17 protein-coding genes and 2 rRNA genes are annotated in these 25,422 nt (G+C 51.6%); 14 read left to right on the forward strand and 5 right to left on the reverse strand.

From position 1 onward, the window contains the following. Positions 1-308: 308 nt before the first annotated feature. The 14 genes from EPA93_RS20365 (at position 309) to EPA93_RS20430 (ending at position 16,518) form a co-directional block, all read left to right on the forward strand. On the forward strand, positions 309-1,061 hold the full coding sequence (locus EPA93_RS20365; RefSeq protein ID WP_129889279.1) for a class I SAM-dependent methyltransferase: 753 nt from the start codon (positions 309-311) through the stop codon (positions 1,059-1,061). Positions 1,062-1,406: 345 nt separating this feature from the next. Further along, positions 1,407-1,706: a hypothetical protein gene (locus tag EPA93_RS20370; protein WP_129889280.1), complete on the forward strand. Its 300-nt coding sequence runs from the start codon at positions 1,407-1,409 to the stop codon at positions 1,704-1,706. 7 nt (positions 1,707-1,713) lie between these two features. Then, complete coding sequence (locus EPA93_RS20375) at positions 1,714-2,697, forward strand: A/G-specific adenine glycosylase (protein WP_129889281.1); 984 nt, start codon at positions 1,714-1,716, stop codon at positions 2,695-2,697. An 81-nt stretch (positions 2,698-2,778) separates the two neighbouring features. Beyond that, positions 2,779-3,597 (forward strand): PIG-L deacetylase family protein, encoded by an 819-nt coding sequence (locus EPA93_RS20380; protein WP_165423279.1) that lies wholly within the window; start codon positions 2,779-2,781, stop codon positions 3,595-3,597. Between the two features lie 215 nt (positions 3,598-3,812). Further along, positions 3,813-5,636 carry a protein kinase domain-containing protein gene (locus EPA93_RS20385; RefSeq protein ID WP_129889283.1) on the forward strand — a complete coding sequence of 608 codons (1,824 nt, stop codon included), beginning with the start codon at positions 3,813-3,815 and terminating at the stop codon, positions 5,634-5,636. 90 nt (positions 5,637-5,726) lie between these two features. Then, positions 5,727-7,247, forward strand: a complete 1,521-nt coding sequence (mptA, locus tag EPA93_RS20390; RefSeq protein ID WP_129889284.1) for a GTP cyclohydrolase MptA — start codon at positions 5,727-5,729, stop codon at positions 7,245-7,247. Positions 7,248-7,420: 173 nt separating this feature from the next. Next, a complete protein-coding gene (gene rsfS, locus EPA93_RS20395) occupies positions 7,421-7,780 on the forward strand; it encodes a ribosome silencing factor (RefSeq protein WP_242527455.1) in 360 nt (119 codons plus the stop codon). 21 nt (positions 7,781-7,801) lie between these two features. After that, a complete protein-coding gene (locus tag EPA93_RS20400; protein ID WP_129889286.1) occupies positions 7,802-7,984 on the forward strand; it encodes a hypothetical protein in 183 nt (60 codons plus the stop codon). A gap of 109 nt (positions 7,985-8,093) precedes the next feature. Continuing rightward, positions 8,094-9,002 carry a lamin tail domain-containing protein gene (locus EPA93_RS20405; RefSeq protein WP_129889287.1) on the forward strand — a complete coding sequence of 303 codons (909 nt, stop codon included), beginning with the start codon at positions 8,094-8,096 and terminating at the stop codon, positions 9,000-9,002. A gap of 157 nt (positions 9,003-9,159) precedes the next feature. Continuing rightward, positions 9,160-10,533 (forward strand): family 4 glycosyl hydrolase, encoded by a 1,374-nt coding sequence (locus tag EPA93_RS20410; protein ID WP_129889288.1) that lies wholly within the window; start codon positions 9,160-9,162, stop codon positions 10,531-10,533. A gap of 196 nt (positions 10,534-10,729) precedes the next feature. Continuing rightward, on the forward strand, positions 10,730-12,193 hold the full coding sequence (locus EPA93_RS20415; RefSeq protein ID WP_129889289.1) for an FAD-binding oxidoreductase: 1,464 nt from the start codon (positions 10,730-10,732) through the stop codon (positions 12,191-12,193). 36 nt (positions 12,194-12,229) lie between these two features. Continuing rightward, positions 12,230-13,630 carry an FAD-binding oxidoreductase gene (locus EPA93_RS20420; protein WP_129889290.1) on the forward strand — a complete coding sequence of 467 codons (1,401 nt, stop codon included), beginning with the start codon at positions 12,230-12,232 and terminating at the stop codon, positions 13,628-13,630. A 212-nt stretch (positions 13,631-13,842) separates the two neighbouring features. Beyond that, positions 13,843-14,928 (forward strand): 23S rRNA (cytidine(2498)-2'-O)-methyltransferase RlmM, encoded by a 1,086-nt coding sequence (locus EPA93_RS20425; RefSeq protein ID WP_129889291.1) that lies wholly within the window; start codon positions 13,843-13,845, stop codon positions 14,926-14,928. Positions 14,929-14,946: 18 nt separating this feature from the next. Further along, positions 14,947-16,518 (forward strand): (Fe-S)-binding protein, encoded by a 1,572-nt coding sequence (locus tag EPA93_RS20430; RefSeq protein WP_129889292.1) that lies wholly within the window; start codon positions 14,947-14,949, stop codon positions 16,516-16,518. A gap of 283 nt (positions 16,519-16,801) precedes the next feature. On the opposite strand, the gene EPA93_RS20435 is transcribed toward EPA93_RS20430, so the two are convergent. From EPA93_RS20435 to EPA93_RS20455, 5 genes are all read right to left on the reverse strand, one after another. Next, a 23S ribosomal RNA gene (locus EPA93_RS20435) occupies positions 16,802-19,775 on the reverse strand. Between the two features lie 230 nt (positions 19,776-20,005). After that, a 16S ribosomal RNA gene (locus EPA93_RS20440) occupies positions 20,006-21,497 on the reverse strand. Together the 16S and 23S rRNA genes form the textbook arrangement of a ribosomal RNA operon. 752 nt (positions 21,498-22,249) lie before the next feature. Continuing rightward, entirely contained in the window at positions 22,250-23,119 is an 870-nt protein-coding gene (locus EPA93_RS20445) for a prephenate dehydrogenase (RefSeq protein WP_129889293.1), read from the reverse strand. 23 nt (positions 23,120-23,142) lie between these two features. Continuing rightward, positions 23,143-23,937, reverse strand: coding sequence for a hypothetical protein (locus EPA93_RS20450; protein ID WP_129889294.1), 795 nt, complete (start codon positions 23,935-23,937; stop codon positions 23,143-23,145). After that, entirely contained in the window at positions 23,934-25,169 is a 1,236-nt protein-coding gene (locus EPA93_RS20455) for a GTPase (protein ID WP_129889295.1), read from the reverse strand. Before EPA93_RS20455 ends, EPA93_RS20450 begins: the two co-directional genes overlap by 4 nt. Positions 25,170-25,422: the final 253 nt, after the last annotated feature.

Genomic DNA, 25,422 nt, shown 5'->3' on the forward strand with positions numbered 1-25,422 from the left:
TGGCCCACAAACATAGGTAAGCGAACCTGCTCTTGCTCACCCAAGTATACAATACAGAGCGACCCCATGTTATAATGTAAAATTAGATCAGGTATGAGAAAAGGCTTTACCACGGCGTTCATTTGTTCAGGATGGCATCCTGGAAATTTTGTGCCAGGAAACTATGGGCATACTCTGGACTATTGACAACATTGATTCTAGGCCCGCTCTCTTGAGAGAGCCAGCTAAGGGTACGCAAGATTGCAGGCGTACCGGACTAGATCAATACCTGTCAATGGTAGTTCAGATCCACAAGCAGGAGATTTTGCATGAGCACAACGCCCTGGTATAAAGCGTTTTTCGGCGAAGATTATCTACGCATCTATGGTCCCTTTCTACCACCCTCCAGAACCGAGCGCGAAGTTGCAGAAATTATTAATCTGCTACAGATAGCGCCGGGCAGCAGCATCCTCGATCTATGCTGTGGCTACGGGCGGCACACGCTTCCACTGGCCCAACGAGGCTATCAAATGACCGGTCTGGATTTGAGCGAAGCCTTTCTACAGCAAGCTCAAACTGAAGCTGCGGCCCGCGGAGTTGAAGTGCGCTGGCTCCGTAGCGATATGCGTACGATCCCCTTCGAGAATGAATTTGACGCCGTAATTAATATTTTTACGTCCTTTGGCTATCTCGAAGACGAAAACGATGATCGGCAAGTCCTCCAGCAGGTGGGCAAAGCCCTCAAACCTGGCGGACGCTTCATTCTAGAAACGATTTGCCAAACGCGGGTAATTCGTTCATTTACGCCCTATGGTATTTTGCGTTACGAAGATGGCCTGATCGTGCTCGAAGAACGGCATATTAACTTGCTCAAGAGCCGCAACGAGATCCATATCACCCTGCTTTATCCCGATGGGCATCGCAAAGAACATGACCAATCCATACGGATTTATACCCTCACCGAACTTACACGCATGCTTGCCGCTGCCGGGCTAGAGGTGCTGGCATATTATGGCGATCTTGACGGCAGCCCATTGACAATGGATAGCCGCCTGACGGTACTTAGCCAAAAAATTGCCTGATCGTTCACTGTATATCGGCATCTGGCCAGCGGACTTACCCGCAGCGTCGGGCACCAGCAAGCAGAGTTTCCACTTCTCCCAAATTGGATGGTGAAGGGGTATCGCGAGCAAGCGAATTGGCCCTTCATCTGGGCCCTGGGGCACACGCTCCGATTTTCCCACGCCCCGCCGCCACCAGGCGGCACATTACTGAGAAGTGGAAAGCCCTGGCTCTAGCAAGACGGTACTGGTTAAAAATAGCAGAATACGTTATAATGGGCAATGCTACTGGATCGAATCTAGAATCAAAGTAGCATGTTCATACAGAACTTATTACTCTAATTCAAACAAGGAAGGTACATAACCGTGCCGTGGTGTAGATTTTTTATTCCCAAGATTGCTTCATCAGATATCAAACCAGAAGATCCCAATCTTAATGAGCACATCATGTATGCCAAATGCGTCAAGGGACATGTGCTTAAAGACGCCAATGACTGGATTTTGTGCGAAAATCTGCCGGCTGCTGACGCCAAGTGTTGGCAAGAGGGAGGAGATACCATATTTTCGCTGGCAGTGCGCAACCGTGACAAAGTAAAAGAGGTACAGGCAGAGAAGAACAAAAAGGTTCAAAAACCAAACGCCGCCACATCGCAAAAGAGCAGATAATAGCGATATGAGCGCACAATCTCTGTCCTCATCATCCTCTGATCAACCTGCCCAAGAGCTTGTAAACCGAGTGCACGCCTCTCTCCTCCAATGGTATGCAGTTGAGCAACGGGATCTGCCCTGGCGCTCTACTAGCGATCCATACGCTATTCTTGTGTCCGAAATCATGCTCCAACAAACGCAGGTAGATCGCGTGTTGCCAAAATACCAGCAGTTTTTGTCAGCATTTCCTACCCTGGCGGATCTGGCCGCCGCCTCGACAGCCGATGTTATTTCTGCCTGGGTGCCACTTGGATACAATATGCGGGCAGTCCGCTTACAATCTATAGCCCGGCAAGTTGTTGCTGACTACAATGGACGCCTCCCCGATACCATAGAGGAACTACTCAAGCTCAAGGGCATAGGACGCTACACAGCGGGTGCCATCGCTTGCTTTGCCTACCGCAAGCAAGTGGCGACTGTCGATACCAACATACGCCGCGTTTTGCATCGCATCTTCCTCGGCCTGGAATATCCAACGCCTGGCGCAAACGATGCACAAATGCTCAACCTTGCAGAACGCGTATTACCACCCAACGAAGCTTACAACTGGAACCAGGCTCTTATGGATCTCGGAGCTACCATTTGTACGAGCAATAACCCACAATGCCCAAGTTGCCCGCTACAAGAGACATGCCAGGCCTATGCCGAAATGAGCCAGCATAGCCTGTTTCCATCCGGTACTGTCCTGCGCCAGATACGTAAGGTAGCAGAAAAGAAACCACGTTACCAATCTCAACCCTTCAAAAGCACAAACCGCTATTTTCGTGGACGTATCGTCGACTTGCTTCGTTCATTACCAGCAAATCAACGCATTACGCTTAATTTATTAGGGCCCAGGATCAAACCTGACTTTAGCGCGGATGATCTTCCCTGGCTGCAAAAAATTGTTGAGGGTCTGGCCAAAGATGGATTGCTTGACTATGCGGAGGATGGTGTACGCCTACCATAGAAATACATTTACTTGTCTCATAGTGTTATACTAGGGCTGATATTTTCCTAAACCGTTTCATATATATGGAGGAACGAAGAGTTGCGACTCACGAGCTTAAACGATATTACGACCAAACATAGACATATCTTCCTCTCCCCTCATTTTGATGATGTTATCTATTCCTGTGGGGGTACATTAGGCGTTCAGGTGAGCAGCGGGCTACGTCCACTTGTCCTTACCGTCTTTGGAGGCATTCCAGCGCCAGATACCCAGCTTAGCAGTTATGCCACAGCCATGCACAGAGAAATGGGAGCTGACCCGGCCAAGGCAGTGGGCAACATTGTCGAGGTTCGGCGCCAGGAAGATGCGGCCGCTTGCGATTTCCTGCAGGCCGATTACCTCTGGCTCGACTATCTTGACGCTCCATATCGTGGTACACCAGCCTACTATACAACCGAAGAGGCCCTTATCGGCGGAGAAGTGCATTCCTCGGATCTCTGGATAGATAAGAATCTGGCTGAGGATTTGCTTGCATTACGCTCACGGCTGCCCGATGCTGTATGGTACGCACCTCTTGGCATAGGCCGCCATGTCGACCACCAGATTGTTTGCTCAGCCGCTGACCGCCTTGTGCAGAGCGGTGCCAAGGTCTATTTCTATGAAGACTTTCCTTATGTTCTAAGAAATCCTCAGGCTCGCGATGCACGCCTCCAGGAATTAGGTCAGGGATTTGATCCCGTTCTCGTCGAAATGTCTGAGATGCTTCCACTGCGCCAGACAGCAGCCGACAAATACGAGACACAAACCCTGGTAAACTTCGAGAGCCAGGCCGCCATGCATGCTGAGATGGCACGCTATACACATAGCATCCGACCTGTGGAGACCGTGCATCTTGAGCGCTATTGGCAGCCACGCTAGGATCTCTAGCAGGAGGCAGCCCTAAAGGCAGGCGCTACAAATTGCCTGCCTTGCCGCATGGATGTCAGCCAGGGGTAGCCAGCAAAAAAATGTACTACTGTATTCCGGCCTGGTGGCTCATGAAAAATGTAGTGCATATAGGCAAGCTGCGCACCATCACATTAACAATAGAGCGGTTCCTTATCTGATTGACGTAGGAGTAGGAGTGAGGATCGATGAAGGGGATAGAAGGGTCAACGTTAGGACGATATGAATTGCGTCAACGCGTCGCTCAAGGAGGAATGTCTGAGGTTTATCTTGGTTATGATCGCCGCGTACGCCGACGCGTGGCCGTCAAGGTGCTCTATGGCAGCGACGAGCCTTTTGTAAGGCGTTTCGAGCGCGAGGCGCTGGCAGTTGGCACGCTCTCGCACAGCCATATTCTTCCGCTCTACGATTTTGGGGAGCAACGCCCCTGGTATTACCTCGTCATGCCTTTTGTCGAGGGCGGAACATTGCGAGACTACTTGCTCCAGCGCGAGCAGATTTCACTGGAAGAAGCAGGAAGTTTCCTTGAGCAGATTGCCTCAGCACTTCAACATGCTCACGATCACGGCGTTGTCCACCGCGATGTTAAACCCTCTAATATCCTGTTGCGCCCGGATGGCTACGCCTATCTCGTCGATTTTGGCCTGGCCAAGGCTAAGATGGAGGCCGATTCCCTCACCCATGTAGGAGCAATGGTAGGCACTCCCGAATACATGGCCCCCGAACAGTCAAATGGCTTAAATGATTATCGCAGCGATATCTACTCTTTGGGCATTATCCTCTATCAGATGCTAACTGGTCGCGTCCCTTTTATGGCCGAATCGCCTGTCGCAATCTCACTTAAACACATACAGACGCAACCTACACCTCCACGCCAGCTTAACAATGAGATCCCTCAATCGATAGAAGATGTTATCCTCAAAGCCCTGGAAAAGGACCCTGACGATCGCTATCAACAGGCGCAAGCGCTATCAGCTGCCTACAGGCAGGCCTTGTGCAAAGACGCTATCCCCCCATCTGATTTCAGAGCCTCATTTAAGAAGGAAGATATGGCCTCGACTTTCACCGAACAGGCTCCAAGGATAACAACTGCTCTGCCGGCTCTTACACAGATTTTACCGCTTACAGAGCAGCACCGTCTCGCATCGCCGGCTCTTACAAACTTCTTTTTGGAGCATAGGCATCCTCTTGCTTTGTTATCAATGCGCGAGGCTCATTTTAAGAAACGGCGATTGTTCGTCATCTTGACGGCCTTGCTCTGTCTGGCCTTACTTAGCGCTACCATCCCGTTGGGCCTTGCCAACAGTGTCTTCGATAAGGGCATCTCCAGACAGAGCCTTGCACCTTCCGCGGCACAGCAAGCAATGACAGCCACAGCCCAGGCTCAGCATCAGACCCAAGCAACCCTCGTAGCCCAGGCACGCATTCAGGCCGTAGCCAAACTCATCAAACCGATTACAGGGGCCAGCAAGCTTATTTATAGCAACGATCTGTCTGTACCTAGCGGCGAATGGCTTGACGATGGCTCACAATGTTTTTTTTCGCCCCAAGGCTATCACGTGACCTCTCCACCACATCAGTCTGCCTGGTGCTATTCCACGCTCCTCCAGTTCTCCAATGCGATTATTAGCGTCCAAACTCAGTTCATGCGCGGCAATCTTTGTGGGCTTATCTTTCGTCTGAATCCCGCCACAAAAGCATTTTATGCACTGGAAATCAACAATCGTGGAGAGTATCGTTTTATACGAGCTTATAGCAAAGATCCAAATAACTGGCTCATCATTGTTGATTGGACCCATTCAGACGCTATTTTGAGCTCATATGGCTCCATCAATACGCTTATGGCCATTACCACGAAAGCGCAATTTCTTTTCTACATTAATAACCGCCTGGTTGCCTCTATTCCTGCCGATGCTTCTTATACCCATGGTTCGGTTGGCTTTATCGTAGGAACCGAGAATGCCCAGAGAGCTGAAGCGATTTTCAGCAATATTTTAGTTTTCCAGAAATGAGTCTATTCTCATCTTACTGTGAAACAAATCCATGCACTAATTTGTTAGAATAATATGGTGAGCGACAATGTTTTAGTGAGGTAATTTCTTATGAGTCTTGATACGGCACTCTCGCCTTTGTTCCCCGCTAAAAATACTCCTGGCGCAACACATAGCGTATATCTTGCGCTAGGTTCTAACTTAGGAGATCGGCGTGGCAATCTTGCAACAGCCTTGCAACGTTTACGCGAGGTAGTAGATATTGATACGGTCTCATCCGTATATGAAACAGAGCCTGTAGGTTATGCGGATCAGCCGCGCTTTCTTAATCTTGCTTGCTCCGGAAAAACCTGGTTATCCGCATACGACCTGTTAAAGTATGCAAAAGCGATTGAGGCAGCAATCGGGAGAAAACAAACGTTTCGCAACGGTCCTCGCCCCATCGATATTGATATTCTCTTATACGATGATCTGCGCATCGAGCAGGAAGAGCTAACAGTTCCCCATCCACGCATGGCAGAGCGAGCATTTGTGCTGGTCCCGCTGGCGGAAATCGCCCCGGATGTGATCGATCCCGCCAGTGGACAAAGTATTCAAGAACTGCTCAATGCCATAGTTCAGGATGGCGTTACCAGATTGGCGCCAAATCTGCGCATTCCTCTTGAGCGCGATATTCAGAGCGGCCGTCCAGCCGTGCATGTGCGCCTGGGACGAGCCGGGGTAGTTGGCATCCGTAAATCATTACTCCTTGGCAACGAGGGAAGTCAGCGCTGGTTTGACGCCACATTTGATCTCTATGCGGATCTGGCCACGACACAAGCGGGCGTACATATGTCGCGCTTTAGCGACGTTCTGGAAGAAGTTCTAGAAGAGATGGCATCCAACTCCTGGCCAAAGATAGAGGTCCTCGCCGAGGCCGTAGCTCAAGCTATCGTGGAACGTCAAAAAGTTGCTAGAGCCGAAGTCCATATTCACACGGCCTACCCTTTGCAGAAATGGACGCCTGTTTCGGGCCGGCGCACGCAGGAGGTCTACGGCTTGCTGGCACATGCTGTCGCGACCCAGGAGGGTAGTAAGCGCCTGGTAGGCGTTGAGGTTGAAGGGATGGTTGCCTGTCCCTGCGCACAAGACATGATCCACTCATTCGCGCGTGTCCGCCTGCAGGAAGAGGGCTTCCCCCAGGAAGATATCGAGAAAATGTTAAGCGTTACGCCTCTGGCCACACATAATCAGCGAGGCCGCGCGACCCTCATGCTTGGCACCAACCAGGAGATAGATGCAGGTGACCTCATCGCTCTTGTAGAAAGCGCAATGAGCTCGGAAAACTATGCTCTGCTTAAACGTCCTGACGAGTTGTTTATTGTGAATAAGGCCCATGCCAACCCACGCTTCGTAGAGGATGTTGTACGCGAAGTGCTGGCCGCAGTTGTCGATACATACCACGATTTGTCCGATGATACTTTTGTGTGGGTCCATCAGCGCAATGAAGAGACCATTCACAAGTACGATGTAGACGCTGAGGGATGGGGCACTTTAGGAGAGCTACGTGCTGAAATAGCCAAAAACGATAACATCGAACATCACACGACAAAAGAAGAGTGGTTAGATATCAACGGAAATGCATCAAAGTAGGTAGTCAGGCTAGATTTTAGCATCTAAGAGGATAGAAAGTGCAATTTGACTCTTCACTATCCTCTTAACAAGATCGCTAGTAGCGTGCTATAATGCGTTTACACTGATTTATATGCACTGTTCTGTAGAGGTAATTGTACAGAGCAAAAAATGTGCCTAATGAGGGAAACATTGTGGAGGGAGTTCTGTTAGATCCAGCCCAGTTAGCTAGAGTAGCGGTCAATACCGCATCTGACAAAAAAGCTTCTGACGTCCTCTTACTTGATATCAGGGATGTCACAACGATTGCCGACTATTTTGTCATTTGTAGTGGCAATAATCCTCGGCAGATCCAGACTATCGCTGACACAGTAGATGAAGAACTGAGCAAACAGGGAGCTCTGCTGCTTCATCGTGAAGGCGACGCCGAAACCGGTTGGATTCTATTAGATTTCGGCGATATTATTGTTCATATCTTCAGTCAGAAAGAGCGGGAATATTATCGGATTGAACGGCTCTGGAGTGATGCAAAGACTGTTGTATACCTGCAATAACACATAGAAAAGGTGGCAACGATGACATTTTGGCGCAATCGCATGTTCCTCGAAGGCATCGCATTAGGCGGCATTTGTGGTATTATTATAGGCTCCATTATCGCCTTTACGATTGGGGCAAATGGTGTAGCTGCAGTACGTCGCGCTCTCGATGAAAGGATACCGGCCCGGCGACAGGTACCATTTAAGTACCTTGCCCAGTAATGGCAGTCTGACTCATGTGAGCCATGGGAATGTGTTGTTAAGGCAATGCAATTGAGTGGTCACACAAGGCCAATATAGACAAATACAATAGTATAAAAGAGGTGGTTACGTGCGGTTTCTGGCAATAATTGGCGGACTTTTTCTTGTCTTAGGCTTGACCACTCCTCCTGCTTATGCAGCCGCCGGACACGGCTGCGCTTCTCCTATCCCTCCGGCAGTACCAGGCACGCTTATCAACCCACCTGCACAACATGGCATCCTTTTTCTCAACGAGATCTTATTGGCGCCCCACTCTACCTGGAATTGCACGGAGCAGAATACCTATTCGCCGGTTAATGACGCCTGGGTCGAGCTTTATAATCCCCAGAATCAGCCCTTCAACCTTTACGCGGTTCATGCTGCTCTGGACAGCGGCCCAGGTACCAATGCCTTTTATTTGCCCCTGGGAGCGGCTATTGCCGCGCATGGCTTCCTTACCCTCTTTCCACGCAGCAATCAGCTCTTTACAGCTACAGAGACCTCTACATTACGTCTGAGTATCGCAGGAAGTGTTATTGACGAAGTTTCACTTCCAGCGCTACCCGAGGAGCAGTCCTACGCGCGCATCCCCGATGGAGGTAGCACCTGGCAAATCACCACTACACCAAGCATTAGCGCCAAAAACGTCTTAACAACAGCCTCTTCGCCCTCATCGACAACTGCTTCTCAGGCCTCTTCCTCCAACGATTCTGCGAATACCTCTGCGCGCCAGGTAGACCCAAGCGGTGCCCAAAGTGGTAAGGCTATAAGTAACGGTAAGACTCAAGCTGGCCTGCTCGATGGAAAGCAACCAGGCTGGGATCATATCGCAACGCCTGCCCCTCCTACAATGTTAGCATCGGCTCCAACAGCTTCTGTCATACCATCATCAACGAGTAGCAATGCGCTGGATCTACTACACAAGCTGCTCCTTACACTGCTAACGCTTGCGCTGGCCGGCGCACTTTTCTGGTGCAGCAAGCTTTTTCGCCTGACTTGACGACGCCCTACATAAATATGATACTCTGTGAAGGGGTATCAATTGTACCACGTGTTTTCCAATACCTAATTATTCGTATCTAAATGAGGAAGTGGCATATCCTTGTGCCAGTTACCTCTTTTGAGCATACGACTGTACAAGGTGAAAGCATACTACTATGACTATCAGTACTCAGCCGAACTCAGTCGCTGAACGAGAGAAGAAACCAGCTCGCCGCGCCAAAATTACGATCATCGGGGGCGGAAGTCCCTATTGTGCCGGCTTAATGCAAAGTATTGTCCATAACGCCGACTCTTTGCGCGGCAGCCATATTACCCTAATGGATATCAATCGCGAAGGGCTCGAACTTATTTATACTATCGGCAGCAAGCTCTTCAAACATGCCGGGATTGATATCACGCTTGAACGCACAACCGACCGTGAAGAAGCCATCTCCGATGCAGATTTTGTTATCACGACCTTCCGCACAGGAGGCCTGCAAGCTCGCCGGCTCGATGAAAAAATTCCACTTCGGCATGGAATGATTGGCCAGGAAACTGTTGGCCCGGGTGGCTTCTTCTATGCTCTGCGCTCTATTCCGGTCGTGGCAGGCATCGCCACCGAGATAGAGAAGCTAGCACCCAAAGCCTTCCTGCTCAATTATACCAATCCAAGTAATATCGTTACTGAGGCCGTTGCCCATCACAATGGCATACGTATTATCGGTATGTGTGACGGGCCTGTACATGAGATCCCGCAGATGGCTGAGCTGGCAGGTCTTAACGCCGCTCCGGGCAAGCGCCTTTACTATCGCACGCTAGGGCTCAATCATGGTAACTGGACAACTGCAGTCTGGCGCGATGGTATAGACGTGCTCCCCCAGATCGTTGCCTGGAGCCAGGAATACACCGATGCCCACCCTGAATGGAACCAGGAAAACTATGAGCAGGCCATGATCATTAAGCTCACCGCTCAGTATGGCGCCATACCATCGCACTATCTGCACTATTACTACTTCCCTGACAAAGTGCTGGAGTTTCTGCACAAGAAGCCAACCTCACGCTCCGAAGATATTATGGCCATGATACCCGATATTCTCGCTCACTATAAGGAAGAGGCCAAGAAAGACGTTCCGCATCTTACTAAGGTGCGCGGAGGCAATGGAGGTTTCGGCGACTTTGCCCTGGATGTGCTCTGCTCTATCCTCAATGATACCGGCGAAGAGTGGGTTCTGAACGTACCAAATAACGGCTCCATAAACTTCCTGGCTAACGATAGAGTCGTTGAGCTGCCCTGTCGCGTTGATGCGCGCGGTGCGATGCCCTTGGCCCAGGGAGATGGTGGAATCGCAGTTGAGCAGCGCGGCCTTCTCTCGCTGCTTGCCGAATACGAAGGGGCTACGGCCAGAGCCGCCCTATGGGGAAATCGGCGCGACGCAATCAAAGCCCTGGCCTCCAATCCGCTTGTGTTGTCCTACAGCAAAGCTGAAGAGGTATACGATGAGATGGCAGCCGCTCATGCGCAGTACCTTCCTGAACGATTACTAAAATAATAATGTGCTATGTGTGTCATTATAGCTTGATGACACACATAGACTATATTTTATAATGTTACATCCTTCTCACTACTTCTCTCTTCCGCGCCCTTCACAACCCTGTATTTGCATGGTATCATCAGCATAGAATAAATTTTGATCCAGGCCGACGTGCTGGATTCAGCGTAGCCATCAGCCCAGGAGGGTTACATTCATGAGCATTACAGAACTTCCCCCAGTCACAGCTCCTGTATATGAACGCATGTCTGAAGCCCGTAAGGCCGAAGTGGTGCACGAATTATGCCAGATATTGGGCCCACGTTATGTGCTCCATTCGCCTTACGATCTTACCTTATACGAGTATGATGCCTCTATTGACCGCAGCAAGCCCGAAATTGTAGTGCTGCCATCGACAACTGCCGAGGTTGTTGCTATCGTTAAAATTGCTGCCCGCTATGGCACGCCGGTTGTTCCTAGAGGCGCAGGAACAGGCTTAAGTGGTGGAGCTATTCCGGTGTATGGGGGTATTGTTATCGCCTTTAGCCGCATGAATCGCATCCTGGAAGTTGACTATACAAACCTGCGAGCTGTCGTCCAGCCTGGATTAGTCAACCTTCATTTGAGCAACGCACTTAATCCGCAGGGATTTTGCTATGTTCCAGATCCAAGCAGCCAGCGCTCATGTACCATCGGTGGCAATGTTGGCGAAAACGCCGGTGGACCTCACACACTTATTTATGGCGTTACGACTAATCATGTGCTTGGCCTGGAGATTGTTACAGCAGATGGTGAGATCGTAGAAGTGGGGGGCTGGACCTACGATACGCCCGGCTACGATCTAACGGGCCTGCTCATTGGTTCCGAGGGTACCTTATGTATCGTTACTAAGATCATTGTACGCATTGTCCACCTTCCTGAAACTGTCAAAACTATGATAGCTGTCTTTGACATGATGGATGATGCATCCAACACCGTCTCGGAGATTATCGCCAGCGGGGTGATCCCTGCCGCTATCGAGATGATGGATCGCATGATTCTAGCGGCGGTTGAAGCCGATTCTCACGCGGGCTATCCCATAGATGCTGCTGCCGTGTTGCTGATAGAGGCTGAAGGGCTAAGCGAAAGCGTAGCAGATCAGATTGAGCAAATCGTCAATATTTGTAATAAGCATCAGGCTCGATTAGTGCGCATTGCGGCTAACGAAGCTGAACGTCAGGCACTTTGGGCCGGGCGCAAGAATGCCTTTGGTGCTGTAGGACGCATCTGCCCCGAATTTTATGTCCAGGACGGTGTTGTACCGCGCACCAAACTGCCCTATGTTTTAGGCCGTATTAGCGAGATTGTTGAGCACTATGGCTTGCGCGTGGGAAATGTCTTTCACGCTGGCGACGGCAATCTTCATCCACTTATCCTCTTTGATTCTCAGATCCCTGGAGAGGTTGAGCGGGTGCGCCAGGCCGGACATGAAATCCTGCAGATCTGTGCTGAGGTTGGTGGCAGCATTACCGGTGAGCACGGAGTTGGCATGGAAAAGCAGCAGGAGATGGCCCTGATCTTCAGTGACGTGGATCTACGTACCATGCAACAGGTGCGTATGGCCTGGAACCCCAGCCAATTGTTTAATCCAGGCAAGCTCTTCCCTTTACCTGGACGCTGCGTTGAAGTCAAACAACTATAATGCGCCTGGCTATCAACCCTGTAAAACGAAACTTCTATGAGTAAACTTTGCTGCAATGTCGCACAAAACCAGGCACATATTTTTCGGCGAGGATTGCGTACAATGGGCGAGATCGAGATTTTCACGAATGAGCTGCAACGTCTTGTTCCTTCTGCTATTGTAAGGGCAGATACAGATGCATTACGTACTCATGCCATAGATGGAGTGTTCCCGCGGCTGGTTGTTTCCCCAACGTCGGTGGAGGATGTTGGCCAAACAGTAGAGCTAGCGAGCCTAAACAAGCTGTCAGTACTGCCGCGTGGCGGCGGTTCAGGTATGAACCTGGGAAATATTGCGGAACACATCGATATTTTGATAGATACTACGCATTTAAAGCGCCTTCTGGAGCACGAAGGTCCCGATCTTACCTGCCATGTTGAGGCAGGTATAACATTAGCAGAATTACAGGTCCAGCTCGCCAGACAAGGGCAACAATTAGCACTTGATGCGCCCAATGCTCAGCAAGCTACTATTGGCGGTCTGCTTGCCACTAATGCAAGCGGCCCTAAACGCCTACGTTATGGCACGGCCCGTGACCTGGTAATTGGCATGCGCGTGGTACAAGCAAATGGCGAGCTTGCCCGCAGCGGCGGGCGCGTGGTAAAAAATGTAGCCGGTTATGATCTCAATAAGCTCTATATCGGCTCTTTAGGCACGTTGGGGATGATTGTCGAGGCCAACTTTAAGCTTCATCCATTGCCTCCCCTGGAACGCACTTTGCTCCTCATGTATACGAACATAGATGATGCTATGCAGACAATCCTTGCCATTCTCAATTCCCTACTCACGCCGAGTGCTTTGGAGCTGATTGATGCCGGAGCCGCCAGCGATATGACCGACTTCTTTGGCCTCAATCTGCCGGCTAATGGCTACACGGTGGCTATTAATTTTGAGGGGAGCAAGGCAGCCATTGAACGGCAGCTAAACGAGACGCGCCTATTAGCACGTCGCAATAACGCACTCATGGGTGACGATCTAGATGGCGATGCTCAGCAGCGCTTCTGGGAGGTTATACGTGAGCATACACAGGGTACATTAACGTGTAAAGTTGCGCTGCTTCCTTCTCAGATCGCTTCCTATTTACGCCAGCTTGAAGAGACTTGCCAGCGTTATACGCTTGAGTCTGCCACAATCGCCCATGCCGGAAACGGTATTCTCTACATTGAGCTTCGTCCCAGCGATGCAACACCACGGCTAATCAGCGCCCTGGAAGAGCTGCGCAAATACGCACGTGAGCTACATGGTAGCCTGGTTGTAGAGCGCTGTCCTGTCGAGCTCAAGCGCCGTATAAGCATCTGGGGAGAGCCAGGGGGAGACTTCTATTTAATGCAGCGCCTTAAGCAACAATTTGATCCGCAGAGAACCTTTGTAGGAGGTAGATTTTTAGGCGGACTGTAAGCCAACCTACTCTACGATAGTCTTTCATCCACGTTTGCTCGCTCCACATCGCTACAAGGATAGGGGAGCAGCTGAAAAGCATAGTGGAAATCGGGAAGGTTACCAGGTCATTAGGGATGATTCTCTCTCCCCGCGGCATTATAAGCAGCCTCCCAGGTTGATGTATAATACACTGGTACCTCTATTCCAGGGGTCAGCTTTTTGGGAGGTTTGTGAGTATAGAAAATATGATTATCGTTACTGCCCACGCCGAATTTGCTCAGGCGGCAGTGAGCGAACTAAAACAACTGGATAAACGGCTGACAAGTATTGAGGAGTTAGCGCCAGGAATCGTGCTATGCGGAGCGCCCGATATTGTCACGCTTATCAATAAAGCGAGTAGAGAGCAACTTATTTTTACCCGTCATATTGCCCCTGTGCAGGCAACAGTTAATTTAAGCAATACGCAGCGCGATATCGGTATGATAGCGACTGCAATCGCTGACTTACCCACCTTTGCGTTGTTAGAACGCGGCACGCATTTCTCTGTGCAATCTCGCCTCGTCCAAACGGATAGGAGCCTGGGCGAACGCGCATATAGTGGTGGACAACTTAACAAGGATCTTGCCGAGGCTATTGCTGATGAAACTGGCGCCTTGGAATCTATTAAAAAGCCTCAGATTGTCGTCTCCATTCTCTGTACTATGTACAAGGGCTATCTGGGGATCTCTCCAGTTGAAGAGAACCGCAGCAATTGGCCAGGAGGATCGCGGCACTACGCTCAGACAGCTGAACAGATCAGCCGCGCCGAGTTCAAGCTCTTGGAGGCTCTAGAGGTTTTTGAGCTTGCCTTACCACATCAGGGGCGAGCTCTGGACCTGGGAGCTGCTCCGGGTGGCTGGACAAGATTATTGTTGGATGCGGGTCTACACGTTATAGCCGTTGATCCGGCTAAACTTGATCCACGTTTAGTCAGGCGCAGGGGGCTGGAGCACTATCAGGGCTATGCCGAAAACTATCTGGAAGAGGCCATCAGGAGGCATTACAAGTTTGATATAATTGTCAATGATATGCGAATGGATGCACGCGAGGCGGCGCGTCTCCTCGCCAAAGCAGCTCAGTGCTTGCGCGCCGATGGAATTGTTGTAAGCGTACTTAAGTTGCCCCATGCCACCGCGGAAATCAATCCCCAGGCCACCTTGAGGGAGGCATTGAGCATACTACGCAAACACTATGGCATTCTACAGGCACGTCAGCTTTTCCATAACCGTCAGGAAGTTACTATAGTCGCAGCGCAACCGCTTACTAAGCGAGCGTGATCTTTCCGGGAGGTAGATATGTCTTCTGAGCCCATACCAGCACAACCAGTCGCGTTGAAGATCACACCACCAAGCCAAGGTCCCTTACGCCGACACACACATACGTATGATCTGATGCGCCAATGCATCCATTGTGGCTTCTGCCTACCTACCTGCCCAACTTATTCAGTTCTGGGTGTAGAAATGGACTCTCCACGTGGACGTATTTACCAGATGCAAGCCGTAGCCGAGGGACGCCTGGAGATCACTGACGATTTTGTGGAGCACATGTATTGCTGCGTAGGTTGTCGCGCGTGCGAGACTGCTTGTCCTTCGGGAGTGCAATTTGGCAAGCTTATTGAAGCGGCCCGTGAACAGATACAAATCGCAGAAAAAGAAGGTGGCATCCGGCCAGGGAGAGATGATCAGCAGGACAATGGGGCTACACCACAAGCTGTCACTGATAGCACAGCAGCCACAGATAAACTGGCAAAAAAGCTGCTGCGCCGCTTCTTCTTCGATCTCATGCTTCCTTCCCGCCCTGTTCTATCTCTTGTATTTGGCGGACTCAAGCTCTATCAGCGCAGCGGCCTCCAGACGGTCGTACGCCGGAGTGGGCTGCTGGATGTGGTCAATGCCTTGCCTACTCCCTTTCAGGGCAAGCTAAAGCTTCCAGAGCAATTAATGGATGCCGCAACAGGGCCCATCATACCTGCCCACCTGCCCGAGATTACACCGGCAATTGGGCAGAAGCGCTATAGAGTCGGCTTTATCAGTGGTTGTATCATGGATCAGATCTTCCACGACATCAACGAGGCCACTATTCGTGTGCTCGCGGCTAATGGCTGCGAAGTTATCACTCCTGTGCAGCAAAATTGCTGCGGAGCGCTTCATGTGCATGCCGGTGAAGCTGAAAGCGGTAAAGCGCTGGCCAGGCATAACATTGACGTATTTGAGCAGTATAACTTCGATGCCATTATTATTAATTCGGCTGGCTGCGGCTCTACACTCAAGGAATACGGGCATTTACTACGCGATGATCCCGCCTACGCGAGTAGAGCAGAGGCCTTCAGTGCTAAAGTCAAAGATATAAGTGAGTTTCTGGTTGGCCTGGATTGGAGTCATGGGATGGGACCTCTGGCACGCAAGGTAGCCTATCATGATGCGTGCCACCTGGCTCATGGCCAGAAAATCAAGCAGCAGCCACGCCAGTTGCTTAAGGCTATTCCTGGTCTCGCCTTAGTAGATTTGAAAGAGGCAGATTGGTGCTGTGGAAGTGCTGGTATCTACAATATTACCAATCAAGATATGGCCAATGAGCTGCTCGAACGCAAGATGAATAATATCGTTGCTACGGGAGCTAATACGATTGCCACTGGTAATCCTGGCTGTATGATGCAAATTGCCCTGGGAGCGCGTGAACGTGGCATGGATCTAGAGGTTATGCACCCTGTACAGCTTCTGGACGAAGCGTATCGAGCTGGAGGCCTCTATAATCTGCCGGAGCCCATTTCTGTTGAGGCAGGCAAACAGAAGTATACCCTACTCCTGGGTATCGGTATTGGCGTGCTCATTGGCGCATTCTTGCTTCGTCGGCGGCGGCGCAGCTAGTCATAAATAAGCATTCCGCAATTGTCGACAGCGGTTTCTGTTGGCAGTTGCGGAATCATGAATCGTTGATACTTGCTCTCATCTAATGTGGCTTTGTGCTCTTACGTAAAGAAGGATAAGAATAAGAGGGGTAAGGACAAACAAAAAAGGCTCGCTTCTTGCAGCGAACCTTCGCGGTGAGCCTGAGCTCACCCTCTCGAACTACCAACGATGTATTCCTCAATTTTGCCGAGCGCCTCCTCAGCCTCAAAGAGCCCTGATCGAGCCCCTCCACAAGGGAGACTACACAAGCCGTACGATCATTAGGGCTGTTCAGCTGCGCCTGTTACCAGGCGTGCACCCACAGTCTATCTACCAGGTCGTCTTCCTGGGATCTTAACTCTCTCGAAAGAGAGTGGGAGAACTTGTCTTGCGGTCGGCTTCGCGCTTAGATGCTTTCAGCGCTTATCCCTTCTTGACGTAGCTACCCAGCTCTGGCCCGGGCAGGCCAACTGGCGCACCAGCGGTCAAGCCATCTCGGTCCTCTCGTACTGAAGATGACTCCCCTCAATTCTCCTACGCCCACGACGGATAGAGACCGAACTGTCTCGCGACGTTCTGAACCCAGCTCGCGTGCCGCTTTCATGGGCGAACAGCCCAACCCTTGGGACCTACTCCAGCCCCAGGATGCGACGAGCCGACATCGAGGTGCCAAACCTTGCCGTCGATGTGAACTCTTGGGCAAGATAAGCCTGTTATCCCCGGGGTAGCTTTTATCCGTTGAGCCACATTCCTTCCACTCGGGAATGTGGGATCACTAAGCCCGACTTTCGTCCCTGCTCGGCGCGTCTGCCTCGCAGTCAAGCTCCCTTCTGCCTTTACACTCTTACGGGTGATGTCCATCCACCCTGAGGGAACCTTTGGGCGCCTCCGTTACTCTTTGGGAGGCGACCGCCCCAGTCAAACTACCCATCTGGCCCTGTCTGCCTGCCAGCTCATGGCCAGGCATGAGATACAACACACCAGGAGAGTGGTATTTCACTTGTGCCTCCCTCACCCCCACAAGGATGAGTTCTCTAGCTCCCACCTATCCTACGCACCTACCGCACCGTATCCAGGCCAAACTGTAGTAAAGCTCCACGGGGTCTTTTTGTCCTGTCGTGGGTAACCCGTATCTTCACGGGTACTTCAATTTCGCCGAGTCCTCTGTTGAGACAGTGCCCAACTCGTTACTCCTTTCGTGCGGGTCGGAACTTACCCGACAAGGAATTTCGCTACCTTAGGACCGTTATAGTTACGGCCGCCGTTCACCGGGGCTTAGATTCGCGGCTACGCTCACCGCTCCTCGTAACCTTCCGGCACTGGGCAGGAGTCAGCCCCTATACTTCCGCTTTCGCGTTCGCAGAGACCTGTGTTTTTGGTAAACAGTCGGTTGGGCCAATTTCTTGCAACCTCTTCACCCCCCCAAAGGGAAGTTACCAAGGCACCCCTTCTTCCAAAGGTACGGGGTCAATTTGCCGAGTTCCTTAACAGAGGGTCGCTCGTTCACCTTGGGGGATTTCCCCCTGCCTACCTGTGTCGGTTTGCGGTACGGGCGGAGTTGGCTCTGGCGAGAGGCTTTTCTTGGCAGCCTGGGGGCCGATGACTTCCGCGCTCTTGCGAGCGCTCGGCACATGGGTCATACACGTGCAAACGGGATTTGCCTCGTCTGCGTACTTCCACATGCGCGCCTCTCCTGTCCATTCGAGAGGTTCACCTTCCCTACTGCGTCCCCCCATTGCTCGTAGCGAGCAACTCCGGTGCAGGAATCTCCACCTGCTTTCCATCGCCTACGACGTGATGTCCTCGGCTTAGGGCCCGACTCACCCTGGGACGATTGACGGTGCCCAGGAACCCTCAGGCGTTCGGTGTCGCTGGTTGTCACAGCGATTGCGCTACTCATTCCGGCATTCTCACTTGTGTGTCCTCCACCAGTCCTTACGATCTGGCTTCTCTGGGCCACACAACGCTCCCCTACCATACCCATTTGCATAGGTATTCACAGCTTCGGTCTACTGCTTGAGCCTCGATACGTTGTCGGTGCCACTCCACTCGACCAGTGAGCTATTACGCACTCTTTCAATGATGGCTGCTTCTAAGCCAACATCCTGGCTGTTTGGGCGGGATGACCCCCTTTAACACTGAGCAGTAAGTTTGAGACCTTAGCTGGTGATCTGGGCTGTTTCCCTTTTGACGACGAAGCTTAGCCCCCGCCGTCTCACTCACGTGGCTTCCTGTCCTGGCATTCGCAGTTTGAGTGGGGTTGGTAACCAGCACTTGGCCCCTAGCCCATCCAGTGCTCTACCTCCAGGATAGTTATGGTCCCTTGCGGGACTCCCACGTGGCTGTACCTCAATACATTTCGGGGAGAACCAGCTATCTCCGTGTTCGTTTGGCATTTCACCCCTACCCACAAGTCATCCCCCAGTTTTGCAACACTGGTGGGTGCGAGCCTCGACGAAGTTTCACCTTCGCTTCACTCTGCTCATGGGTAGCTCACACGGTTTCGGGTCGCATCGCCGCCACACCTACGCCTGCTTCAGACTCGGTTGCCCTCTGGCTCCCCTCCTTTAGCGGAGGTTAACCTGCGACGACGATGCACTCGCCGGATCATTCTACAAAAGGCACGCCATCAGCCCTTGGTTCCCCACGGGAACAGTGGCCTCTGGCTGCTGGTGAGTACGTGGTTTCAGGGTCTCTTTCATCCCCCTCTCGGGGTGCTTTTCACCTTTCCCTCACGGTACTTGTTCGCTATCGGTTGCTAAAGGTATTGAGCCTTGGAGGGTGGTCCCCCCAGCTTCCCACAAGATTGCACGTGTCTCGTGGTACTCAGGATCCCAGCCAGTGTTCCTCCCCTGCCTCTACGGGACTCTCACCCGCTCTGGTGGAACGTTCCAGTTCCTTCGAGTCAGCTTGGTTCACCTTGCGCCGGTCCTACAACCCCGGTGGCACCGAAGTGTCACTGGTTTGGGCTCCTCCCGGTTCGCTCGCCACTACTACGGGAATCTCGGTTGATTTCTTTTCGTCAAGCTACTGAGATGTTTCAGTTCGCCTGCTGCCCTCCGCCCTGCCTATGTGTTCAGCAGGGGTATCCAGACATCACTCTGGATGGGTTGCCCCATTCGGATACTCAGGGCTCTTCGCTTGTGTGCAGCTCCCCTGAACGTTTCGCCGGTCTCCGCGTCCTTCATCGGCCTTTAGCACCAAGGCATCCACCTCGTACTCTGTCGAGCTTGTTGTTGCCTCGTTGTTTTGGTTCTCGATCAATTGTGCTCTTCGTGGCTGAGTTTGGTCACTCAGCAAAATTGAAGAATACATCTTTGGTTGTTCAAGTGCATGGATCGGGTTGCCCCAACCCCTGGAGAGTGGAAACCAGCCAGCCTGTGCATGATACCTCGGCACGCTGCGCTGCCGTTCCTGTACCGACCTGGAAGTTTCCTGGTAGAACTACCAGGAACTGACTCCCTAGAAAGGAGGTGATCCAGCCGCACCTTCCGGTACGGCTACCTTGTTACGACTTCACCCCAATCACCGACCCCACCCTCGACGCTTGCCCCCCTTGCGGGTTAGCCCAGCGGCTTCAGGTGTTGCCGACTTTCGTGGTGTGACGGGCGGTGTGTACAAGACCCGGGAACGTATTCACCGTGGTGTGCTGACCCACGGTTACTAGCAACTCCAACTTCATGCAGGCGGGTTGCAGCCTACAATCTGAACTGAGACCACGTTTGTTGGGATTAGCTCCCCCTCGCGGGTTGGCGACCCTTTGTCGTGGCCATTGTAGCGTGTGTGTCGCCCAGGACGTAAGGGCCGTGCTGACTTGACGTCATCCCCGCCTTCCTCCACGTTGATCGCGGCAGTCTCGCCGGACACTTGTAACCGACGATAGGGGTTGCGCTCGTTGCGGGACTTAACCCAACATCTCACGACACGAGCTGACGACAGCCATGCAGCACCTGTGGAGCCGCCCCGAAGGGACACCCATCTCTGGGTGGTGCAACTCCATGTCAAGCCCTGGTAAGGTTCTTCGCGTTGCATCGAATTAAACCACACGCTCCGCTGCTTGTGCGGGTCCCCGTCAATTCCTTTGAGTTTTAATCTTGCGACCGTACTCCCCAGGCGGACCACTTAAAGCGTTAGCGCCGGCACGGAAGGGGTCGATACCTCCCACACCTGGTGGTCATCGTTTACGGCTAGGACTACCGGGGTATCTAATCCCGTTCGCTCCCCTAGCTTTCGCACCTGAGCGTCAGTGACTCCCCAGGACAGTGCCTACGCCTTTGGTGTTCCTCCGGATATCTACGCATTTCACCACTACACCCGGAATTCCCTGTCCCTCTGAAGCCCTCAAGTGAGCCAGTTTTCGAAGCACTTCCTCAGTTAAGCCGAGGACTGTCACTCCAAACTTGGTTCACCGCCTGCGTGCGCTTTACGCCCAGTAACTCCGGACAACGCTTGCTCCCTACGTATTACCGCGGCTGCTGGCACGTAGTTAGCCGGAGCTGATTCCTGAGGTACCGTCCTTGCTCGTCCCTCAGAAAAGCAGTTTACAACCCGAAGGCCGTCTTCCTGCACGCGGCGTTGCTCCGTCAGTCTTGCGACCATTGCGGAAAATTCCTCACTGCTGCCCCCCGTAGGAGTCTGGGCCGTTCTCAATCCCAGTGTGGCTGATCGTCCTCTCAGACCAGCTACCGATCGTCGCCTTGGTAGGCTTTTACCCCACCAACCAGCTAATCGGCCGCAGGCTCATCTCCCGGCGCCTCTTGCGAAGCTTTGTTTCCCCGCGAAGGGAAACGTATGCGGTATTGTCACCGGTTTCCCGGTGGTATTCCTCACCCGGAGGTAGATAACCCACGTGTTCCTCACCCGTCCGCCACTCCCTCTGTTGCCAGAAGGCGTTCGACTTGCATGTGTTAGGCACGCCGCCAGCGTTTATCCTGAGCCAGGATCAAACTCGCCATCCAATAGTTTATGGTTCACATGATCTTGACAAGACCATGAGAAAAAGCGTGTTCTTCTGAGCTCATTCGCTCGTAAAGTTACATACTCAAATTGCTTGACAGGAACTGGCATCATTTGCAGCTTGTGCACGATACATCATTTGCCAGTTGCTGTTCTGCTTTCCACTCTTCAGTTGTTAAGGTCCCGACCGATCCGCGTAGGATCGTTCGTCTCGCTCGTACCGGGCAGCGCTTTTGTTTTCGTGCCCTCGTGTACTGTAGCGGTAGTATCGCATATCTTTGGGGGTTTGTCAACCCCTTTTTCCGGGAATTTTTTTCGTTCCTCAGATTTCGTTGTTTGACTCCGACCGGCTCCCAGGCTCCTGCAGACACGCAGGCAAAAATGGGCGCACGATCTGTGCGGAGAGAAACGTGAAAACAGGGAAGAACTGATCCCAGAGGAGCCACTTTACCGTGGCGCAAACAGTGCTTCGCTGACAGGAGCACCGGTCGCGCTCGATCGGTGATTGTCTTGCGACAGCTCGGGTATTATCCTACGTCCTGACAGATTTGTCAAGAGTGAATTTTCCCCACCTCCGAATCTCCTAATCAAAGGTCTCAACTGGAGGCGGGGATCATTCTCTCACACCTGTGACGGATTGTCAAGTAGTTCTTTTGCCATTCGTAAAGCCAAACGCAGCCACTGCAGAGCCAGGCCTACTCTTTAGCACCTGGCCTGAGCTCATTAGCAAGAACCTCCATTGTCAGGAAGGACATTACTCCTTAATCGACTGCTCTTCCTGCCATTTCAAGCGTACATGCTGAGCCTGGGCAAATGTTTCTTCTATATCTCTATCATGCGTGGCGATATGCTCACGCATATCACGCAATGTAGCGATATAGCCATCAATCCAGCGTACTATCGCCTCACTATTTGTTAAGCAGATATCACGATACATAATAGGGTTCCCAGCAGCCAAGCGCGAGATATCTCGAAAGCCATTAGCGGCTAGCAAAGAGGCATCGCCCCAACTGGCACTTTCAGCAGCAGTATTTACCAGAGCAGCTGACGCAATAAACGGCAGATGACTCACGCCTGCGACCTGGCCATCATGTTCAGCGGGCTCTAGAAAGCGCACTCTTGCCCCCAAAGACTCAACCATACTAGAGACTTTACTCACAGCAGTTGGGCGTGTACGGGCAGTTGGGGTAAGGCAATAAATATAATTACTGAAAAGCTCGGCATCGGCAGCTTCAACCCCGCTTAGCTCTTTACCGCTCATCGGGTGACCACCCACAAACGACACCGAAGAAGGCAAAAACTCCTCAGCCCAGCTGATGACCTGCACCTTAGTGCTGGCAACATCCGTCACCACTGCTCCCGGCGAGAGCAGATCCGATAGATTTTGCAGCAGCGCCTTCATTGCTCCCACAGGCGTTGCCAGAATCACTAATTCAGCGCCACGTACGGTATCGGCAAGGGAATGATAATGTTGCTCGATCGCCCCAATCTTACGCGCCCGGTCACTTACCCCCCGCCCCAAATCATAGCCAACCACCTGTTGAGCTGCCTTCGCTTTACGCAGGGCCAGCCCCATAGAGCCCCCAATTAGTCCCAGACCAATGATTGCCACACGACTAAACATGCAAGCTCACCTCCTTGAATGCATCAAAAGTAGACTAAACTCTCCAACCATTCTGCCCCTCCCGAACCCAGGGCTGTAGCAAGCATGGTGGTTACATCCTCACTCAATAAGACAGCACGCTCTACACGATAAAGCTTGAGAAAACGGGGCAATATCTCCGGATCAGAGTGTGCCAGCAGATCAGCCGCAAACTGCTCCAGGATCAGCACATAGCCCAGATAATCTTCAGGGGTGGTATCCTCATACCAATCGAAACCGCGCACAGTATCAGGAGTTTTGCCGTCCGGCTCAGTCTCAAATATTTCGGCATATTGCTCGTGTAAATCTTTATTCACCACACCCTCTACTCCATCAAGAGTATGAGAAAGCCAGAGAGCAGCAAATTTGAACTGCCACTCATCCGCCCATAAAGGACTATCCTCTGGCCAAGGACGTGGATCGGACTCTAGAAATGCCTGTGCCAAGGCCTGATAAAAAATAAAGGCAAGTTTCTCCTGGGTAGGCTCACCAAAGATAGCATCAATCTCCGGTGGCACTACCAGGCATGGTAGCGTCGTTACCTCAGTCAAATATGGATAGGGAGGGGCTTGCTCATCCTCTTCATCATGTGGAGCAAGGTCCCAATCGGCAGCATCAACCAGCAATATCTCTAGCTCTGGCAGAGGCAAGCCCAATAAACGAGTTAGCTGCTTGCCCGCCCTATCAATAATTTGAACTACCCAACGAGCATGCTCCTCCGAGCCCGTTGGGTAGTATACTGTAAGCGGTTCTGCTAACTTCTCATAACGTTCATAGGGAAAGTGCATTAGCTCTCTCAAGCCGTCCCTTCTTCTAAAATTTGTTCTCCTGGCTCTTCTAACAACGCTTCAGCTTTGCCCTCTTTCAGCTGGTTGTTTATCTCCTCAACTTTGCCACCTCTACGCAGAAAACGATAGAAGCTACCGTAAAGGCTGCGCAGACGACGCGGATTAATGCGCTTACCGCCTTCATAGTACTCAAGGGCCACCTCACCGATTGACCAGGTAGCCGCCCCAGCAATTGCCCCAGCGATAAAATCGCCCCCAAAGGGAACGGCCTTGGCCGCCTGCTGCGCCAGATAGCGCATACCCAATCCACCAAGCAAGGTGACGATAAGCTCACGCGCATGTTTCATAGCATCTGCACTATCCAGAGCTTCGCCATATAACGCCGCAAGACGTAATACCAGACGTACTTGAGTGCCTAAAAGAACAGGAATATCAATAAGCGGAATTGGCTCTATTCCAGCGGCCAGGCTTACAAGAGTCGCATTACGGATAATGCGCTGGGCTGCCATGCGACGATAATCGGGAAGCTCGCGTCCAATAGCCAGCGCTGCTTCGGGACTGGCATCAATGATAGCCGGAATCAGCTCTTCAGTAATATTCTCCCCGGTCTTGCCTGAGATAGGCATCACACCAGCGAGCCCGAACTGGACGGCAATCTGTGTCGCCAGGCGGTCACCGGCTCCTTTCTCCTTTAAGGCATCTACTTTGTTCACAGCAACAATAGTTGGCTTTTTGAGCATTTTAATGATGCCATAGAGCTCACGATCATCGGGCTGCAGACCTTTAGTAGCGTCAATGAGAAACACAATTACGCTCGCCTGATCCATACCACTTTCCATCACATTGGGTAAATGTCCAGGGGTGTCTACCAGGGTGAAAGGACCAAAATCTGTACGTACCAGCGTACGTGTCGTGCCCGCTTCTGGCGAAGTTGGTGAGAGCATTTGCCCTTTAAGCTTGTTAAAAAGCGTACTCTTGCCACTATTTGGCTGCCCAACAAGAACTACGGTATTGTTCAGACCTTGTAAGACATCCTGCTGAGCCTGCTTCCAGTTCACCGCCTTCATGAAATCCTGTACCATAGAGATATTCGCTGGCAGGTTTTTCAGCGCACTGATACCAAGCTCGCGCATTGTACGAGGACGATTACTCCGACGAACAGCACTCGCTATGAGATCTTTTTGCACTTTTTGTTGTTGCTCATCATTTGATGTATTCGTATAATCACGTTTTTTGCTAGCCACGCTCTTTTTCCTTCCCTAGTACACAGCGAGAGTTTGTCAGGGTATAGGCATGCATACTATTACCTTTTTAATTATAGCCACCTTTGTATATAGGGGCAAATAATACAAATACATTACGAAGCATGCTACCGTGTAGTTTCATTGTGCATACAACTCGTTATTTTTAAGCCAGCCCACAAGATAATCGCCAGCAAAAATTATTATGTCTATTACTTGGTGTTATAACTTGACTCTACCTTATATTATCTGACAT

The organism is Ktedonosporobacter rubrisoli (genome assembly GCF_004208415.1).
In the GTDB taxonomy this organism is placed as follows: Bacteria; Chloroflexota; Ktedonobacteria; order Ktedonobacterales; family Ktedonobacteraceae; genus Ktedonosporobacter; species Ktedonosporobacter rubrisoli.